The 18,202-nt window shown below is 68.2% G+C and carries 16 protein-coding genes; 4 read left to right on the top strand and 12 right to left on the bottom strand.

The window, feature by feature from the left end:
- Nucleotides 1–19: 19 nt before the first annotated feature.
- Complete coding sequence (urtA, locus tag CAL29_RS00485; RefSeq protein WP_094851062.1) at nt 20–1,273, bottom strand: urea ABC transporter substrate-binding protein; 1,254 nt, start codon at nt 1,271–1,273, stop codon at nt 20–22.
- Between the two features lie 603 nt (nt 1,274–1,876).
- On the opposite strand from urtA, the gene CAL29_RS00480 reads away from it, so the two are divergent.
- Nucleotides 1,877–2,623, top strand: a complete 747-nt coding sequence (locus CAL29_RS00480) for a GntR family transcriptional regulator (RefSeq protein WP_094851061.1) — start codon at nt 1,877–1,879, stop codon at nt 2,621–2,623.
- Here CAL29_RS00480 and CAL29_RS00475 read toward each other — a convergent pair.
- From CAL29_RS00475 to CAL29_RS00465, 3 genes are all read right to left on the bottom strand, one after another.
- Nucleotides 2,605–3,510 (bottom strand): amidohydrolase family protein, encoded by a 906-nt coding sequence (locus CAL29_RS00475; protein WP_179283856.1) that lies wholly within the window; start codon nt 3,508–3,510, stop codon nt 2,605–2,607. The genes CAL29_RS00480 and CAL29_RS00475 overlap by 19 nt on opposite strands.
- A gap of 43 nt (nt 3,511–3,553) precedes the next feature.
- Nucleotides 3,554–4,519 carry a Bug family tripartite tricarboxylate transporter substrate binding protein gene (locus tag CAL29_RS00470; RefSeq protein ID WP_094851059.1) on the bottom strand — a complete coding sequence of 322 codons (966 nt, stop codon included), beginning with the start codon at nt 4,517–4,519 and terminating at the stop codon, nt 3,554–3,556.
- Nucleotides 4,520–4,699: 180 nt separating this feature from the next.
- Nucleotides 4,700–5,374: an FMN-binding negative transcriptional regulator gene (locus CAL29_RS00465; RefSeq protein ID WP_094851058.1), complete on the bottom strand. Its 675-nt coding sequence runs from the start codon at nt 5,372–5,374 to the stop codon at nt 4,700–4,702.
- Between the two features lie 172 nt (nt 5,375–5,546).
- On the opposite strand from CAL29_RS00465, the gene CAL29_RS00460 reads away from it, so the two are divergent.
- Nucleotides 5,547–6,242, top strand: coding sequence for a glutathione S-transferase family protein (locus tag CAL29_RS00460; RefSeq protein WP_094851057.1), 696 nt, complete (start codon nt 5,547–5,549; stop codon nt 6,240–6,242).
- Nucleotides 6,243–6,262: 20 nt separating this feature from the next.
- Nucleotides 6,263–7,867, top strand: a complete 1,605-nt coding sequence (gene pdxR, locus CAL29_RS00455) for a MocR-like pyridoxine biosynthesis transcription factor PdxR (RefSeq protein WP_094851056.1) — start codon at nt 6,263–6,265, stop codon at nt 7,865–7,867.
- Here the strand turns inward: pdxR and CAL29_RS00450 are convergent.
- From CAL29_RS00450 to CAL29_RS00430, 5 genes are all read right to left on the bottom strand, one after another.
- Nucleotides 7,854–9,029: a GGDEF domain-containing protein gene (locus CAL29_RS00450; protein ID WP_094852619.1), complete on the bottom strand. Its 1,176-nt coding sequence runs from the start codon at nt 9,027–9,029 to the stop codon at nt 7,854–7,856. The two genes, pdxR and CAL29_RS00450, sit on opposite strands and share 14 nt — an antisense overlap.
- A gap of 211 nt (nt 9,030–9,240) precedes the next feature.
- On the bottom strand, nt 9,241–10,380 hold the full coding sequence (locus CAL29_RS00445; protein ID WP_094851055.1) for a PepSY-associated TM helix domain-containing protein: 1,140 nt from the start codon (nt 10,378–10,380) through the stop codon (nt 9,241–9,243).
- A gap of 94 nt (nt 10,381–10,474) precedes the next feature.
- A complete protein-coding gene (locus CAL29_RS00440) occupies nt 10,475–12,925 on the bottom strand; it encodes a TonB-dependent siderophore receptor (protein WP_094851054.1) in 2,451 nt (816 codons plus the stop codon).
- Nucleotides 12,926–12,991: 66 nt separating this feature from the next.
- Complete coding sequence (locus CAL29_RS00435; protein WP_094851053.1) at nt 12,992–13,999, bottom strand: FecR family protein; 1,008 nt, start codon at nt 13,997–13,999, stop codon at nt 12,992–12,994.
- 5 nt (nt 14,000–14,004) lie between these two features.
- On the bottom strand, nt 14,005–14,529 hold the full coding sequence (locus tag CAL29_RS00430) for a sigma-70 family RNA polymerase sigma factor (protein WP_094851052.1): 525 nt from the start codon (nt 14,527–14,529) through the stop codon (nt 14,005–14,007).
- Between the two features lie 216 nt (nt 14,530–14,745).
- On the opposite strand from CAL29_RS00430, the gene CAL29_RS00425 reads away from it, so the two are divergent.
- Entirely contained in the window at nt 14,746–15,765 is a 1,020-nt protein-coding gene (locus tag CAL29_RS00425; protein WP_179283855.1) for a LysR family transcriptional regulator, read from the top strand.
- On the opposite strand, the gene CAL29_RS00420 is transcribed toward CAL29_RS00425, so the two are convergent.
- The 3 genes from CAL29_RS00420 to CAL29_RS00410 are packed head-to-tail and all read right to left on the bottom strand — an operon-like array spanning nt 15,713 to nt 18,123.
- Nucleotides 15,713–16,483 (bottom strand): amino acid ABC transporter ATP-binding protein, encoded by a 771-nt coding sequence (locus CAL29_RS00420; protein WP_094851050.1) that lies wholly within the window; start codon nt 16,481–16,483, stop codon nt 15,713–15,715. The genes CAL29_RS00425 and CAL29_RS00420 overlap by 53 nt on opposite strands.
- Nucleotides 16,484–16,498: 15 nt before the next feature.
- On the bottom strand, nt 16,499–17,380 hold the full coding sequence (locus CAL29_RS00415) for an amino acid ABC transporter permease (protein ID WP_094851049.1): 882 nt from the start codon (nt 17,378–17,380) through the stop codon (nt 16,499–16,501).
- Nucleotides 17,377–18,123: an amino acid ABC transporter permease gene (locus tag CAL29_RS00410; RefSeq protein WP_094851048.1), complete on the bottom strand. Its 747-nt coding sequence runs from the start codon at nt 18,121–18,123 to the stop codon at nt 17,377–17,379. Before CAL29_RS00410 ends, CAL29_RS00415 begins: the two co-directional genes overlap by 4 nt.
- Nucleotides 18,124–18,202 lie beyond the last annotated feature (79 nt).

Raw genomic sequence — 18,202 nt, 5'->3', positions numbered from 1 at the left:
CATGGTCGCCCTGGTTCCCTTACATGTTCTGCTTGCTTTCGTTGCCCGGGATGTAGGGGCTCCACGGTTGCGCGCGAATCGGGCCCTTGGACTTCCACACAACCCTGAACTGGCCGTCGGCCTGCACTTCGCCGATATAGACGGGCTTGTGCAGGTGGTGATTGGTCTTGTCCATTTCGATGGTGAAGCCGTCCGGCGCCTTGAAGGTCTGCCCGCCCACGGCGGCGATCACCTTCTCGACGTCGGTGGTCTTGGCCTGTTCGACGGCCTGCTTCCACATATGGATGCCGATATACGTGGCTTCCATCGGGTCGTTGGTCACCGCGGTCTGCCAGTTGGGCAGGTTCTGCGCCTTGGCGTATTCCTTCCACTTCTTCACGAACTCGGCGTTGACCGGGTTCTTGATGGACTGGAAGTAGTTCCATGCCGCCAGTTGGCCCACCAGCGGCTTGGTGTCGACGCCGCGCAGTTCCTCTTCGCCCACCGAGAACGCCACCACCGGAATGTCGGTCGCCTTGATGCCGGAGTTGCCCAGTTCCTTGTAGAACGGCACGTTGGAATCGCCGTTGATGGTCGACACCACGGCGGTCTTGCCGCCCGCGGAGAATTCCTTGATCTTGGCGACGATGGTCTGGTAGTCGGAATGGCCGAAAGGCGTGTATTCCTCATAGATGTCCGCATCCTTCACGCCCTTGGAATGCAGGAAGGCGCGCAGGATCTTGTTGGTGGTGCGCGGGTACACGTAGTCCGTGCCCAGCAGCACCCAGCGCTTGGCGCCGCCGCCGTCCTTGCTCATGAGGTATTCGACGGCGGGAATCGCCTGCTGGTTGGGCGCGGCGCCCGTGTAGAAGACGTTGTGCTCCAGCTCTTCGCCCTCGTACTGGACGGGATAGAACAACAGGCCGTTCAGTTCCTTGAACACCGGCAGGACGGACTTGCGCGACACCGAGGTCCAGCAGCCGAACACCACGGCGACCTTGTCCTGGCTCAGGAGCTGGCGCGCCTTGGTGGCGTAGGTGGGCCAGTCGGAGGCCGGATCGACGATGACGGGCTCCAGCTTCTTGCCCATCACGCCGCCTTGCTTGTTGATCTCGTCTATCGTCATCAGCGCCACGTTCTTGAGCGCCGTTTCCGAGATCGCCATCGTGCCGGACAGGGAATGCAGTATCCCCACCTTGATCGTGTCGCCCGCGGCGAAGGCCTGGGGAACCCAACCCATGGCGGCCAGCATCGTGGCGGCGGACAATTGTTTGAGTACGAGTCTGCGTTGCATGAACAGCTCCTGGATGGATGGTCTTCGTTGGGCCCCACGGGCCGGTCGTGTCGGGCCGGCGCTTCATCTCCCCTTGCAGCGATGGAAGAACCGGTGTTATCCGATGCCGCGCGCGGCGCACGACGCTGTCTCCGTGATGCGCGCGCTTGGGTCGGCTACAGGGACAAAGCAATAGGCATGCCAATTTTTCCTCGGGCGATTTTCTGCGGCCGAGCGCGCGGGCGGGACGGCGGCAACGGCGCCGCGCGCGGCCCGCGCACCGAAACGGCCCATGCGCGTGCGCCGTTATGAACCGCGCGCACCCTATTGGTGCCTGGGCGCGCGCCCGGATACCAGTCCGCAGGCTGGCTCGGAGACCGGCATCGCGCCGGCGCCGGACCGTCGCGTACAGCGAAAATTCAGCGAATTCAAGGGCCGGCGGCCGCCGGCGCCCGTCATGGCATACGTATTGCTTGAGGAATCCGCATCCGTATGGGAGGTGGAATCCCACGAAGAATGCCGATGCCGAGCGCACCATCGAGGCGCGCCGCAAGCAGCATCGCGACATGGGAATCCACGGGCAGGACCCCCGGGAGGCATAACGATCTACATCGAGGTTTGCGCATGCGTGCTTCCGTCCAAATTGGCCCCTCTCCACGGCGCGCGGCGCCGGCGTCGAACTCCCTGGCGGAGGCCGTGTATGAACGGATCAAGAGCGATCTTTTCGAATTCCGCCTGCTGCCGGGCGACCTGTTTTCCGAGGCGGACATCAGCGCGCGGCTCGGCGTCAGCCGCACGCCGGTCAGGCTGGGCCTGGTGCGGCTGCAGCGCGAAGGCTTCCTGATCCCGCGCCAGCGGGCGGGTTGGCAGGTGCGCCCGTTCGAGTTCGAACGCTTCGAGGATCTTTACGACGTGCGCGTCGTGCTCGAACTGGCCGCGGTGGAGGCGCTATGCCAGCGCGAGTCCATCGACCCTTCGGGCATCCTCGGCGCGTTGCACGAGGCCTGGCTGGTCGCGCCGGAACAGCGCATCCGCGACTGGCGCCTGGTGGGCCTGCTGGACGAAGCCTTCCATGAGGCGCTGGTCGCCGCGGCGGGCAACGAGGAAATGACGCAGATCCACCACGACGTGACGGAAAAGATCCGCCTCGTGCGGCGCCTGGATTTCACCCGGGACTTTCGCGTGGACGCCACCTACGACGAGCACGCGGCCCTGCTGCGGGCCATCTTCGCCCGCGACACGGCCGGCGCCCGCGCGCTATTGAAAGCGCACATCGAGGCGAGCAAGGCCGAGGTGCGGAAGATCACGCTGCACATGCTGCACCAGGCGCGGGCGGACGCGGGGCCGGGGATTCACTCCTCGAAGCCGTAGAGCCTGGCCGGGTTGCGGACCAGGATGCGTTCCCGCGCCTCCGCGTCGGGCACCCAGTCGCAGAAGCGGTCGATCAGATGGCCGTCGTCCGGCACCGCGGACGGCGCGAACAACGCGGGATGGGGCCAGTTGGTGCCGAAGACCAGGCGATCGGGCCGCGTCTCGACCAGCGCGGCCACGATGGGCGCCATATCGGCATAGCCGGGCGCGCCGCTATCCGAGCGCCGGTACCAACTGGATATCTTGACCCAGCAATCGTCGCGCTCGCGCAGGATGCGCAGCAGCGCCTGGAATCCTGGATGGTCCACCCCCTGGCCGCCGCGCACCGCGCCCAGGTGATCGAACACCAGCGGCGCGGCCGCGCGCAGCAGCGTGTCCTGGAGCGGGACCAGTTCCGCGATGTCCGCCACGTGCACCTGCACGTGCCAACCGTAGGGCCGGATACGCTCGGCCATGGCCGCCAGGCCCGCCGTGCCGCCATAGCCCTTCACGTGCGTGGAAAGGCGCACGCCGCGCATGCCGCCGGCGTGCAGCCGGTCGAGATCCGCCGCCGTCACGTCGGCGGCCAGCCCGGCCACGCCGCGGGCGCGCTGCTGCCCCAGCGCCGCGATCACCGCCAGCGTCAGCGAGTTGTCCGTGCCATAGACGCTCGCGCTGACCTGGACGGTCCGCTGTATGCCGACCTGCTCGCACATGGCGGCATATTGCTCCAGCGTCGCCGGCGCGGGCGTATAGGAGCGTTGCGCGTTCAGCGGATAACGGTCGAAGTCCTGGTAGACGTGGCAGTGGCAGTCGGTCGCGTTGGCCGGCAACGGCTGGCGCGGCCGCGATGCGCGAGCCAGCGGGGGCAGGCAGACGGGGGCCGCGGAATCATCGGTATGCTGCATATCTTCTTTCCTCTCGCTGTGTTTCCGGCTGTGCTTCCGTGCGCTATTCCATCGGGGCAATGCCGGCATCCTTGATCACGCCGTCCCACTTGGCCGTCTCGTCGCGCAGGATGCGGTCGAAGTCCGCGCCGGATCCGGGCAGGACGTCCGAGCCCAGGTCGCGGAACTGGCGCTGCACGTCCGGCTGCTTGAGCACTTCCTGCAAGGCGGCGTTGACCTTGGCGATGACCGCGGCGGGCGTCCCGGCCGGGAACAGCAAGCCCGTGGTCGTGCTGGCCTCGAAGCCCGGCAGGCCGGACTCGGCCAGCGTGGGCAGTTCCGGCATGATGCTCGTGCGCTGCGCCGTCGTGACGCCGAGCGCGCGCAGCTTGCCCGCCTTGATCTGCGCCAGCGTCGACGCCAACTGGTCGAACGTCAGGTCCACGTGCCCGCCCAGCAGGTCCGCCACGGCCAGGCTGCTGCCTTTGTAGGGCACGTGCAGGAACCGGGTGCCGCTGAGTTTCTGGAACAGCTCGCCCGTCAGGTGAGCGGCGGTGCCGACGCCCGCCGAGGCCATCGTCAGCTTGCCGGGATGCGCCTTGGCATACGCGATGAACGACTTGAGGTCCCCGGCCGGCAGGTCGGGCCGCACCGCGAGCACCAGCGGCGCGCGCGCCAGGGGACCGGCGGCCACGAAGTCCTTGGTGGGGTGCAGCGGCGTGCCGGGATGCAGGGCGCGCGCCGGCGCCAGCGCGCCGGTGGAGCCCAGCAGGGCGGTATAGCCGTCCGCATCCGACCGGGCGACGAATTCCGAGCCCGTGAGACCGGCGGCGCCGGCACGGTTCTCGACGATGACCGTGCCGCCCAGCCGCGCGCCAAGACCGGCGGAAATGATGCGCGCCGTCGCATCGATATTGCCGCCCGGCGGGAAAGGAACGATCAGGCGCAGCGGCTTTTCCGGATATTGGGCATGGGCGGCCGTACAGGCGCAACACGCCAGGACGGCGAGGAAACGAGTCAACAGCTTCATGTTGTCTCCATTGGATTTATAGGTATGTGCAGGGCCCTGTCCGATCCGGTCCGCGCCGGGCCGGGCTCCATACCGACAACACTCAGGCTACCCGCCGACGCCCCCGGCGATGACGGCAAGGGTGCAGCGAGTCTAAGTACATCGCTCCCGTGGCGACAGCCACTCTTTTTGAGGAATGAGTTAAGAAAATTTGATGTCCAGGCCGCGGCGGCCTAAGCCGGGCTCGCCGTCGCGGGCACAGGCCATCATGCGTTCGCCCAGTTCGACGGCGCCGGCGGCCAGCACGCCTCGGGCGGCGGATTCGAGGTCGCGCCTGTCCTTGTTCTGGCTGAGCTTGGCCTTGCCGACCAGGCGCGTCACGTCGACCTGCACGCCGACGATTTCGCGCAGCATGGCATCGATGTATTCGGGCGCGCTGTCGGTCATCTTCCACGGCTTGGGCTGCGACTTCTCGTGGGCGCGCGTGAGGCGCGCCACCACGCCCCGCACGAATTTCTCGTCATCGCGGATGCGTATGCGGCCATGCGCGTGGACCACCAGGTAGTTCCAGGTCGGCACCTGCCGGTGGAACTCGTGCTTGCTGGGGTACCAGTTGGGAGAGATGTAGGCGTCATCGGCGCGGAATACGACCAGGACCTCGTCACCGTCCCGCGCGTCCCGCCACACGGGATTCTTGCGCGCCACGTGGGCCAGCAGGGTGGCCTGCCCGTCGGCGGCGACCTCCAGTTCGAAGGGAATGTGGTTGGCGTCCAGCCCGCCCGCGCCGTGGGTCACCAGCGCGCCGAGGGGATGGGCGCGGACCAGCGCATGCAGGGCAGCGGGGTCCTCGACGGAAAAATGTTCGGGTATGTACATGCGGGGCTCCAGATCCAGGCGCCATCATGCCACCATAGCGGACCAGCACACAGGTCCGTTATGGGCCTGTTTTTCTGGACCAGAATCGGGTCGCCGCAGGCGGCGGGCGGTGCTAACCTTGCAGCGGCGGCGCCGGGATGGACGCGCGCCGACCCCATACGGAGCGCGGAACATGGCATTGATCCTGTACGAACTGGCGGCGGCCGATCCCGCCGTGCGTTTCAGTCCCCACTGCTGGAAGACCCGCATGGCGCTGGCCCATAAACAGTTGCGCGCCGAGTGCCGCCCATGGCGTTTCACCGATCGGGAAGCGATCGCCTTTTCCGGCCAGGGCAAGGTGCCGGTGCTCGTCGACGACGGCCAGGCCGTGCACGACTCATGGCGCATCGCGCAACACCTGGAAGCGCGCTATCCGGACCGTCCGCCCCTGTTCCTGGAAAAAGCGCCGATGCCGCTGGCGAATTTCGTCAACGCGTGGGCCGACCGCGCGCTGCTGCCCGCCATCGCCCGCATCATCCTGCTCGACATCCACGCCTGCCTGGACCCCGTCGACCAGGCGTATTTCCGTACTTCCCGCGAGCAGGCCTTCGGCAAGCCGCTCGAAGCGGTCGTCGCGGACCAGGCGGCGCACCTGCGCGCGCTGAAACAGGCGCTGGCGCCGCTGCGCCAGATCCTCCAGGCGCGGGCGTTCGTCGACGGCGACGCGCCGGCGTACGCCGACTATTGCGTCTTCGGCATGTTCATGTGGGCAAGATGCGTCAGCGCCACTCCGCTGCTCGAACCGGAGGATCCCATCCATGCGTGGCGCGAGCGTCTGCTCGACGCCCACGACGGCCTGGCGCGCTCCGCGCCCACGGCCGCCGGATAGAAGCGGAAGCGGGAAGCGGCATGGGAAGAACGGCCAGGACGGTGGAGTTGCCGGTGTTGGCCCCGCTGGACCGGGCGGCCGGCCAACTGGGCCGCCAACTGGCCCGGCAACTGCGCGACGCCATCGGCAAGGGCGCGCTGCGTCCGGGCGAGCCGCTGCCCTCCACCCGCGTGCTGGCCGCCGCGCTGGGCGTGGCCCGGGGCACGGTGGTCGAGGCCTTCGAACAGCTCGTCGCCGAAGGCTTCCTGGATGCCCGCGGCGGCGCGGGCACGGTGGTCTCCGGCGCGCTGGCGGAAACGGCAAGGCGAGCCGGACGGTCGGCGGGAATGGCCGGAGCAGGCGGACCGGCCGCGAAGGCCGGCGGGCCGCCCGTGCCCGCATCGGCGCCGCTGCGTCCGCTGCCCGCGCCGGCGCACCGCTATGCCGCCATCGCGAGCACCATGCAGCCGGTGCCCAACGTGCCGTTCTCGGTCTCGGTCCCGCTCGGCGCCATCGCCCCGGACGACACCTGGCGCAAGATAGGCAACCGCGTGCGCGCCTCGCGCATCGGCGCCCCGTCGGGCTACTCGGATCCCCAGGGACTGCGGCCGCTGCGCCTGGCCATCGCCGACTACGTGCGCCGCTCGCGCTCGGTGCGCTGCGACGCCGGCCAGGTCATCGTCACGGCCGGCACGCAGCAGGGCCTGCACCTCGCCTGCCAGGTGCTGCTGGACGCGCACGACCAGGCCTGGGTGGAAGATCCGGCCTACCTGGGAATCACGTCGACGCTGGCGGCCAACGGTCCGCCCGAACGCATGGTGCGCGTTCCCGTGGACGACGAGGGCCTGATGGTCGAGGAAGGCCTGCGCAAGGCGCCCAGGGCGCGCGTGGCCTTCGTCACGCCGTCGCACCAGTATCCGCTGGGCATGCCCATGAGCATGCCGCGGCGCGAGGCGCTGCTGCAATGGGCGCGGGCGCGCAACGCCTGGATCGTGGAAGACGACTACGACAGCGAGATGCGCTATGCGGGGCATCCCTTCCCCGCGCTCCAGGGGCTGGATTGCGAGCGCGTCGTCTATCTCGGCACGTTCAGCAAGATCCTTTTCCCGTCCCTGCGGCTGGGCTATCTCATCGCGCCGCACGACCTGGTGCCGGCGTTCTGCGGCGCGCGGACACTCATGGACCGCTTCTCGCCCACCGCCGAGCAGCATGTGCTCGCCGCCTTCATCGCCGAAGGACACCTGGACCGGCACATCCGGCGCGTGCGCGGCGCCTACGCCGAGAACCGCGCGCTATTGATAGGACTGCTGGAAAAGCACCTGCCGCCGGGGCTGGCCACGCTGCAGCCGGGCGACCAGGGCATGCACCTGGTGGTATGGCTGGACGACAGCCTGCGCGACGTCGACGTCGCGCGCCTGGCCGCGGCGCAAGGCATCGCCGTGCGGGCGCTTTCGCCGACCTACGCCGGCGACGCCGCGCCCGTGCGGCAGGGCCTGATCCTGGGCTTCGGCGGTTTCGCGGCGGCGGACCTGGCGCAAGCCGTCGCGCGGCTGGCCCCGATCATCGCGGGGGCGGGCCATGCCCGTTCTTCCGGCAAGGCGCCTGCCGGCGCGGCGGCGGACAGGCGCCCGTCTAGGCGCTCTTGAGCGCCAGGCCGGGAGGGGCCACCTCAAGACGATTCCCCCCCATCGACTTCGCGCTGTACAGCGCCTGGTCGGCGGCGGACAGGATGTCCATCAGGTCGGGCACCTTCTTTTCGTATCGCGCCAGGCCGACGCTGACCGTGGCGCGCAGCGCGATGCCGGCGGTGCCGGTGGCGATGATCTCGGAGAAATACTTGCCGACCGTGTCGCCCAATGACTCGGCGCGCAGCGCGTCGTGGCCCACCAGCAAGGCGGCGAACTCCTCGCCGCCGATGCGCGCCAGCACGATCTTGTGGCCCAGCACGCTCTGGGCGATTTCGGCGAACGCCCTCAGCACGTGGTCGCCCGTCTTGTGGCCGTACAGGTCGTTGATGCCCTTGAACTGGTCCAGGTCGAAGGCGAGCACGGCGATGGGCCCCTGGCCGCCGCGGCGGGCGATGACGCGCGCGCCTTCTTCGAAAAACCAGCGGCGGTTGCCGAGCCGCGTCAGGTAGTCCGTGCGCGATTCCCGCAACAGGTGGCCATGGCTTTCCTCGCGGATCAGCTTCAGCAGGGTCATCGGCAGGATCACCGAATACAGGACGCCCTCGTAAAGCGTGGCCTTGCTGGCCAGCGCCTGCATCTGCGGCCCGTAGGCCAGGACCAGCCAGGGCAGGATGATCGCCCTGAAGAGATACAGCCCGGCATGGATCGCGGTCGCCGCCACGACGATGTGGCGGGAATGCAGGGTCTCCATCCCTTCGCAGCGAAGCATCTCGCGCGCCGTCAGCCCGCTGGCGATAGCGATGGGAAAGGCGCTGACATAGTTCCAGACGACGTCCTGCCAGCGCGGGCCGCCGCCCACCCAGATCAGCGCCATCGCCACCACCAGTCCCACCGAAAAGGCGCGGTACTGCCTGCCGCCCAGCATGGCCACCCCGTCGAGGATGAGCAGGTAGCCGCTGAGGAACACCAGATTGCAGATCGCGCCGCCGCTGATGCCCGGCAGGTGGCTGCGCAGGATGACCCCCACGCAGCCGAGCGCGAGCGTAGCGTATCCCACCGCCAGGATTCGTAGTTCCTTGCGGCGCGGCGGATTGGTCTTGCTCTCCCAGACCGTCAATCCGGCACTTGCCAGTAGCGTTCCGATGGCCAGGAAATAGAGGGTGAGAAGGTCGACGTACATCGCAGGCGTAAAAGCGTTGCGCCGATACATCGCGGCGGCGGGCGCATTTTACGGGGTTATCGATAGCGAGGCGCAAGCATACCCTGTCTTTCAGGCGCGCTTGCCGCCTGTCCGGCGATCGCGGCGGGGGCCGGGTGTAACAGCCCGGTCCGATGCAGCCAGATAACAACAGCCGGGAAGGCGGCCCCTCGGGTCTCCCTCGTACCCGTGTTCACCCGCCATGCGCGGGCGCGCGGCCCCGCCGGCCTCGCACGCGCCGCAGCCATAGATAGACGCCGCTGCCCAGGACGACGATGGAAATCACGTCCAGCAGGGCCCAGATGACCTTCAAGGGCAGGCCGCCGTAGTCGCCGAAGTGCAAGGGCCGGGCGCCTTCGAGCGCCCACAGGTACCAGGGCGGCGCCTCGACCTCGTCGACCTCGCCGCTGGCCGCGTCCACCACGACGGGCTGGAGCAGCCGCGACGTCAAGGGCGTGCTGCCCGTCAGGTAGACGACGAAATGCCGCGCGCCGGCGAACATCGATCCCGGGAAGGCCACCATGTCCACCTTGCCGTCGGGCAAGGCGCGCAGGGCCGCGTCGACGGCCTGCTGCAAGCCGATTCCGCCGGCCGCGGCGGCGCCTTCCGATGGAGCGGGCCTGGCGCGCGAGCGCTCGTCGATGCGCGCCTGGAAGGCCTGGAAGACGAAGGTGTCCAGCGTGTTGACGATGCCGGTGATCCCCACGACGGCCGCCCAGGCCAGGGTCGCGATGCCCAGCAGGTTGTGCAGGTCCAGCCAGCGCAAGGCGCGCGAGCGCCCGTAGCGCACGGTGCCGAAAGGCAGCTTGCGCATGAACGGCGCGTACAGCACCACGCCCGACACCAGCGCAACGAGGAACAGCAGTCCCATCGCGGCCAGCGCCAGGCTGCCGGCGGTGCCGGCCAGCATGTCCGTATGCAGGCGCAGCAGGAAGGACATGACCCCGCCGTGGCGCCAGTCCTTCTCGCTCCAGGCGCCGCCCACGATGCGGGCATGCCGGCCGTCGACCAGCGCGAAGGGCTGCACCTGCGCGCCGCCGTCCCGCGGACGGGTCAGGCCGAAGCGATACGTGCCTTCCTGCTCCAGCCACGCGACGAACTGGATGCGCCGCCCCGGATAGGCCTGCCGCACCATGGCGGCCAGCTCGTCCATCGAGGCCGTCTGCGCCGGCCCCTCCGCGGCAAAGGGCGAATCGCCCGCCATGTCGTCGATCTCGTCGTGAAAGATCAGCGGCAGGCCGGTCAGGCACAGCATCAGCAGGAACAGCGTGCATACCAGGCTGGACCAGCGATGCACGAAGGCCCAGCCGCGCAGGCGAGGCGTACCGGTCATGGGTGTGCCCTCCTGGCGCTACGCGCCTCCTCCCCAAGGGAGGATTCGCGCTTGGGGCGGCCCGGCGCGCTCATGGGTGTGCCCTTCCCCTCGCTCAATAACGCACCGTCGCGGTCAGGATGGCGGAGCGGCCGGGGCCCAGGTCGCCCATGAAGTAATGCACCTTGGTGTAGTAGACCTTGTCGAAGACGTTCTGCACGTTCAGCTTCAGGTCCAGATGGCTGTTCACCTGGTAGCCCACCAGGGCATCGAAGCGCCAATACGAAGGCGCCCAGCAGTCGCGGTCGCACGCCGTGCCGAAGCGCTTGCCGACGTAGTAAGCGCCGCCGCCCACGGTCCATTGCGGCAGGACGCGATACGTCGACCACAGGCTGAAGCTGTTGCGCGGCGTGTCGGGCAGGGGCTGGCCGACCGTGGCGTCGTTGTAGGCGCCGCGCTTGATCTCGCTGTCCATGTAGGTATAGCCGCCGTAGACCTTCCATTTCGGCGTCACGTCGCCCGCCAGGCCCAGCTCGAAACCGCGCACGCGGCTCTTGCCGGCCTGCTCGTAGACGCCGGTGTCGACCTGGATGTTGGCGTTCTTGCGGTCGATGTTGAACAGCGCCGAGGTCAGCGCCAGCTTCTCGTCGAACAGGTTCCACTTGGTGCCGATTTCCACGCTGGTGCTGCGCTCCGGCTTCAACGCGCTGTTGGCCGCGCTGACCTTGTCGTAGTCGCTGCTGCCCAGGGCCGCCGGCGTGGAAGCGGTGCCGATACTGGCGTAGATGCTGCCGTTGGGCGCCGGCTTGTAGACCACGCCGAACTGGTAGTTGAAGAAGTCGTCCTTCTGCCGGGCGATCGTGTCGCCATTCTTGCTGCTTTGCGTATCGTAGTGGTCCCAGCGCACGCCCGCGTTGACCAGCCACTTCTCCGTCAGCTCGATCGTATCGAAGGCGTAGAAGGCCCGCGTATCGGTCTTGTAGTAGGTGGGGTTGCGGTTGCGCTTGACCGTGCCCTGCCAGGCGTCGCCCGGGTTGGGATCGTCCAGCGTCGTGCAGTCATACGACGCCCACAGATCGGCATAGGCCTGGCACTGCGGCGAACTGCCGCTCTGGATCGCCGCGTGCGGATTGCTGCTGGTCACCGTCCAGCCGTCGACGGTCCACTTCTCGTGGCTCAGCTCCATGCCCAGGTCGAAGCTGTGCTTGAACGGACCCGTGTCGAACTTGCCGGAAAGATCGGTCTGGTTGGCCAGCGTGGAGGTCCGGGTCCATTGGCTCTTGGCCATGCGGAACACCGATCCCTGGAGCGTGCCGGGCAGGTTGACGTCGGCATACACCGGCGATGCGCCGTTGGGCGCGGTGGCGACATAGCTGTTGGTGGACTCGCCATACCGCGTCATGTTCTTGATGGTGAGCCTGTCGTTGATGTCGTGCTCCAGCCCGATGGTGCCGATATCCGTTTGCGTATGCCGGAAATCGCGGTCCTTCAGGCCGTAGAAGGTGCGGCGGCTGACGTCCTTGTAGGGCGAGCCCGTGCGCGGATCGATGGGCACGCCGTAATCGGGCATGCCGTTGTCCTGCAAGTGGTAGTAGTTCAACGTCACGCGGGTGGGCGTGCCCAGCCCGAAGGCCAGCGACGGCGCCACGCCCCATTTGTCGAAGTCCACCGCGCTGTCGCGCCCCGCCACGTGGCCCCCGTTGCCCATGACGTTCAGCCGGAACGCGGAATGGTCGGACAACTGCCAGTTGCCGTCGGCCGCGAGCCGCCAGTAGTCCGCCGTGCCCAGCGAGAACTGGCCCTCGGCGAAATTGTCCAGCTTCGGCGCCTTGGTCACCATGTTGATGCTGCCCCCGCCGCCGCCGCGGCCGAAATACACGGAGTCCGGGCCCTTGGTCACCTCGATCTGCTCCAGGTCGAACACGTCGCGCGTCTGCGCGCCGATGTCGCGCATGCCGTCGACCAGCAGGTTGGACGTCGAATTGAAGCCGCGGATGACCGGGCGATCCGCCAGGGGCACGCCGCCCTCGCCGGCCGCGAAGGTGATGCCGGGCATGGTGCGCATGACGTCCTGCAAGGAGGAGGAAGCCGTGTCCTTGATCACCGCCTGCGGGATCACGTCGACCGTCTTGGGCGTATCCAGCAAGGGCGCGGTGAACTTGGGCGAAGCGGCCAGGATGGGCTGGTAGCCGTCGTTCAGCGCGTTGCCGGCCACCCGCACCGTGGGCAGCGTGGCGGCGCCCCCGCGCGCGGCCGCGGCCTGCACGGTAAGCGCGCCGTGCGGGGCGATCGCCCATTGCAGGCCGCTGCCGTCCAGGGCGGCGTCCAGCGCCTGCTCGACGGTGTAGTCGCCGTGGATGGCCGGCGCGTTGCGGCCGCTGACCAGGGCGGGATCCAGGGTCAGGGTGCGGCCGCCCTGGACCGCGATGGCGTTCAGCGTCGCGCCCAGGGGGCCGGCGGGCAGATCGTAGTGATGGCGCGCCGCCTGCTGGGCGAAGGCGGCGCTCAAGGGCGAGGTCGCGAGGATCGCGACGACGGGCAGGGGGGCGAACTTGCGGATGGACATAAGGGCTCGGAGGGCGCGTTGGTCTTCCCTGGCATGTGCCGCGAGCCGCCCGGACCGGACAATAATTTACGTCTTGTAACCTTTCGGGCCGGCCGGCGTTTCCCGCAGCCGGATATCGACCAGCCAGGGGCCGTAGCGCCGCACCTGGAGCGGCAGGGTCTCCGCCAGCGCGTGCAGGGCGGACTCGGGATCGTCCAGGGAGAACACGCCCTGCACCCGCAGGCGGGCCGCCTGGTCGCTGACGCGGATATAGCCCGGCCGATAATTGCGCAAGGCATCGACCACGACGGCCAGGGGCTGGTCCAGGACCTCCAGCCGGCCGCCCCGCCAGGCCGTCTCCGCCGCGGCCTGCATGGCGTCGAGCAAGGTGACGCGGCCGCCTTCCACCCAACAGCCCCGGCCTTGCGCCAGCACGAAGCGCTCGCCCTCGGCCGGCTGCACGGCCAGGTCGCCCTTCATCGCCACCAGCAGCGTGCGCCCGTCCGCGCAGCGGATCATGAAGCCGCCCGCGGTTTGCGCGGGCAGCTCGGCGCGGCATTGCGAGGAGCGGGCAACGAAGGGCGCGCCGGCAGTGGCGTCCAGCATGGCCTGGCCGGCGCGCAGCACCAGCATCCGGCGCGCGGGCTCCAGCTCGACGTCGGCGCTGGAACGCGCGTCCAGCGTCAAGGTGCTGCCCTCGGCCAGGCGCCAACTGCGCCTTTCCCCGGTGCCGGTGCTGTAGGCCGCGGCCAGGGCCGCCAGCGGCGTCCAGCGATCCGCCACGGCGCCGGCCGCCAGCGTCCCGGCGGCGCCGGCCAATGCCAGCAGGGCGATGCGGCGCGAGCGATTGGGCAGCGTCAGCACGTCCTTGACGGTCTTGCCCTGGCCCGGCGACTGGCCCGCCAGCAGACGCAGGCTTTCCGTACAGGCGGCCAGCCGGCGCTCCAGCGCCATCCATGCCTGCTCGTGCGCCTCCGACTGCATGCGCCACGCGGCACAGGCCTGCCGGTCGGCGGCCGTGGCGCGTCCCGAATCCAGCAGCACGCGGAAGTCCGCGGCCCGCGCGAGCAGCGCCCGGTCCATTTCCGGCGTCATCCCTTTCACGATCCGCCCCTCGCCGCGCCGTCGTCCATGGAGGCGCAGACCAGCATGGCCTCGCGCAGATAGCGGCCCACGGTGCGCACCGAGACGCCCAGCCGGGCCGCGATGCCCTCGTGGCTCATATCGTCCATGACACGATAGAGAAAGGCCAGGCGGGCGGGTATGGGCAGCTTGCTCAGCCAGGCGTCGATTTCCTGCAAGGCCTGGACCGCCATCAACTGGTGTTCAGTCGAAGGCGCGGTTTCCTCGCATTGCCACTGCAAGCGTTCGAGATACGCCTGCTCGATGGCGCGGCGCCGCCACAACCGCGCCACCAGGCGCTTGGCGACCGTGGTGAGAAACGCCTCGGGCTGCGCGATGGCGCGCGGGTCCGGATGCAGGATGACCTGCACGAACGTATCCGACGCCACGTCCTGGGCGTCCTCTGCACAGCCCAGGTAACGGCGCAGTCGTCGCAACAGCCAGGGCTGGTGACTGGCGAAGAGCCGCGCTGCGTGCGCGCCGGCGGTGGCATGCGGGTCCATGGCGAAAGCGGGTGAGGGGGTCCGATTGAAACGTAATGATAAACATTATCGTTAGCAACGTCGAGCCGGGACTATCCCGATGCGCGAAATACGCCGCCGCTGGACAACATTCTCCAGGCGGCGATGCAGGCCGGACCGGGGATTTACCCTAGATCGCATCCCTCGCCGCGCGCCGGTCGGGTAAAACTCGTAGCAACGAAGGCGCCGACACGATTCATGAAGCAGCTACCCCTCATCGACATGCACGCGCTGCGCACCTTTACGATCGCCGCGCAGGAACGGAATATGTCGACCGCCGCGGCGCGCCTGGGCATCAGCCAATCGGCCGTCTCGCAGACCATACGGAACCTGGAAAACCAACTCGGCGCGATCCTGGTCAATCGCACGGAGCGGCCGCTCTCGCTGACGCCCGCCGGCCATGTCCTGGCGGACCGCGGCAGCGCCGTCCTGGACAGCGTGCTGGACCTGGCCAACGCGGTCGCCGAGCGGGCCAAGGGCGTCAATCCCAGCATCCGCCTGGGCCTCATCGACTCCTTCGCGGCAACCTGCGGCGGCCGCCTGGCGCGCGCGCTGGCCGCGCGCACCACGCGGCTGGCCGTGCGGACGGGCCTGACGCCGGCGCTGGACCAGCAACTGCTGGACCGGGAGCTGGACCTGGTCATTTCATCGGAGTTCATGGACGACCGCTCCGCCCTCGCCAGCTATCCGCTGTTCACCGAACCCTTCGTCGCCATTATCCCCTCCGCTTTCCACCGCGGCCAATCCACCGTCGCCGAACTGCGGCAACTGACGGCCGGCCTGCCCTTGATCCGCTACAACGCCGAATCGCACGTCGGCACGCAGGTCGAGGAAGTGTTGAGACGGCACCAGATCCGGTCGGCGGCGCTGCTGGAATTCGAAACCGCCGATACGCTGACGGCCATGGTGTCCGAGGGATTGGGCTGGGCGCTGACCACGCCGCTGTGCATCCTGCAGGCGGAACACCTGTGCCGCGGCGTGAGCTTTTCCTACGTGGAAGAGCTGCAGGCTTCGCGCACGCTGTACCTGCTGGCGCGCGCCGACCAGCACGAAGGCTTCGTCGCGGACATCTGGCGCCTGTGCCGCGAACTCGTGGTGTCCGAGCTGCTGCCCCGCCTGGAAAAGCTCGACCCGCGCCTGGCCAGCGGCATCACGCTGCCGGACGCTACAGCACCTGCGACAGGAAACGGCGTGTCCGCGCATCGCCCGGCGACGTGAAGAACGCTTCCGGCTCGCTATGTTCGACCACCACGCCCTGGTCCATGAAGTAGACGTGGTCGGCGACTTCGCGCGCGAACGCCATTTCATGCGTCACCAACAGGCAGGTCATGCCCTCTTCCGCGAGCTCGCGTATGGTGACCAGCACTTCCTTCACCATCTCCGGATCCAGCGCCGCCGTCACCTCGTCGAACAGCATGATCGCCGGCCGCATCGCCAATGAACGCGCGATGGCCACGCGCTGCTGCTGCCCGCCCGACAACTCCCCCGGATAGCTGTTCTCCTTGCCCGACAGGCGCACCTTTTCCAGCAGCGCCCTGGCACGCGCCTCGACCTCGCGCTTGTCCTGGCCCAGCACCTGCACGGGCGCCATCATCACGTTCTGCAAGGCGGTCTTGTGCGGGAAAAGGTTGTATTGCTGGAACACCATGCCCACCTTGCGCCGCAGGGCGAGCTTGTCCACCTTGGGATCGGCCACTTCCAGGCCTTCCACGCGCAGGGTCCCGGCATCCAGCGGGACCAGCGCGTTGATGCAGCGTATCAACGTGGACTTGCCGGAGCCGGAGGGCCCGATGATGCATGCCACCTCGCCCTTCATCACGTCCAGGCTGATGCCCTTGAGCACCTGGACCGCGCCGAACGATTTGCGCACGCCGATCAATTGGACGATGGGATCGGCCGGCGTCCAGGGAAAAGTCGCGACAGGGGATTCAGCCATGCGGGGTCCGTATGCTCAGTGAACATGGAAACGGCGCTCCAGCCGAGCCGTGAGACGGTCGATCGGATAGCAGTACAGGAAGAAGCAGATCAGCGCGAAGCCGTACAGCGGCGCGAACAGCTCGGGACGGCTGCCTTCCGACGAATGGACGTCGGCGGTCAGCGTGAGCATTTCCGAAACCCCGACGATGGAGGCCTCCACGGTCGCCATCGCGACCAGCGAATAAAGGTTCATCCAGGGCGGCGTCATGCGTTTCAGGCACTGCGGCAGGATGATGCGCCAGAACGTCCGTCGCGGAGAAAAGGCCAGCGACTCGGCCGCCTCCCATTGCGTCAGCGGCACGGATAGGACCGCGCCGCGCACGATCTCCGCGACGTTCGCCATCACCGGCAGCGCGAAACCGACGGTCGCCTTGATCCAGTCGGGCAGCGGGATGCGCAGGCCGAACGCCGTGACTTGGTACGGGACCAGGAACATGACGCAGAAAAGCAGGACCAGCCAGGGCACGTTGCGGAAAAACTGCGTGGTCGCCCACGAGCCGCGCTTCACGGCCCGGTTCGCCGACAGCAGGCCCACGCCCAATCCCAGCCCGGCGGCGGTGCCCAGCGACATGGCGATCAGCGAAATCAGGATGTTGAAGGCGAAGCCCTGCAACAGCAACGGCGCCCACTTGACGACGACCTCCAGCGGCGGCAACGGCACCGCGCGGGCCTGCGCCCAGGCCGAACCCGCCACGAGCACGGCCGCCGCGCCGCCCCACTTCAGCAGGCGGATCGACCGCGGCCCGGCGGCATACCGGGTCCGCTTGATCTCGAACGGCAGCAGGACGGCGAACGGCGCGCGCGGTGCCGGCTCGACGGGCGCGGCGGCGGCGGAGACAGGGGAACCCGGCCTCATCGTCCGTACCCCGGAATACGAAGCATGCGTTCCCACCCGTGCATGATCCACACCAGGATGCCGACCAGCACGCCGTAGGTGACGAACAGCACCAGCATCATCTCGAGCACGTTCTGCGACTCGCCCCATATCTGTTTCGTCTCATAAAGCGTCTCGGGCACCGCGATCGCATAAGCCAGCGTCGTGGTCTTGATGAGATTGACCAGGTTGTTGTTGAGCGCCGGCAGGCAGACCCGCAACGCCAGCGGCAGGATGACGTGGACATAGGCCCGGGTGCGGGTATAGCCCAGCGCCTCGGCGGCCTCGATGCTGGCCTTGGGAATGGCCTCCATGCCGGAGCGGAATATCTCCACATTGAAGGCGCCGGCGAACAGCGACAGGGACACGATGGCCCATTGCAGATTGCCGATCAGGGGCAGCCGCATGCCGTCCGCGTTATGGCCGGCGGGAAGAATGGCCCCGATGCCGAAATAGAAGAAAAAGATCTGCACCAACGGCGGCGTATTGCGGAACGCCACCACGAATACGTGCACCGCATTGCGCACGAAGCGCGACGACGCGCCCTGCAGCAGCGCGCCCACGGCGCCGATCAGCAGGCTGAGAAAAATCGTGACGACGCAAAGCAGCGCCGTCGTCTTCAAGCCGTCTACGTAGCGATGCCAGTCGTAAGGGTCGTAGAAGACCGTGAAATTGAGACCGGTCGTGTCGTACAGGCGGCGAAACCATCCCGCGATGAAATCCATGTCGCGATCCCGAAGTGGCCAGCCTGGCAGCCGCGACGCGCGTGCGTCGCGGCCCCTCGTTCATGCCTCGTGGCGGACC

Source organism: Bordetella genomosp. 10, from assembly GCF_002261225.1.
Classification (GTDB): domain Bacteria; phylum Pseudomonadota; class Gammaproteobacteria; order Burkholderiales; family Burkholderiaceae_B; genus Bordetella_C.
This window is presented reverse-complemented; position numbering and strand designations above follow the sequence as displayed.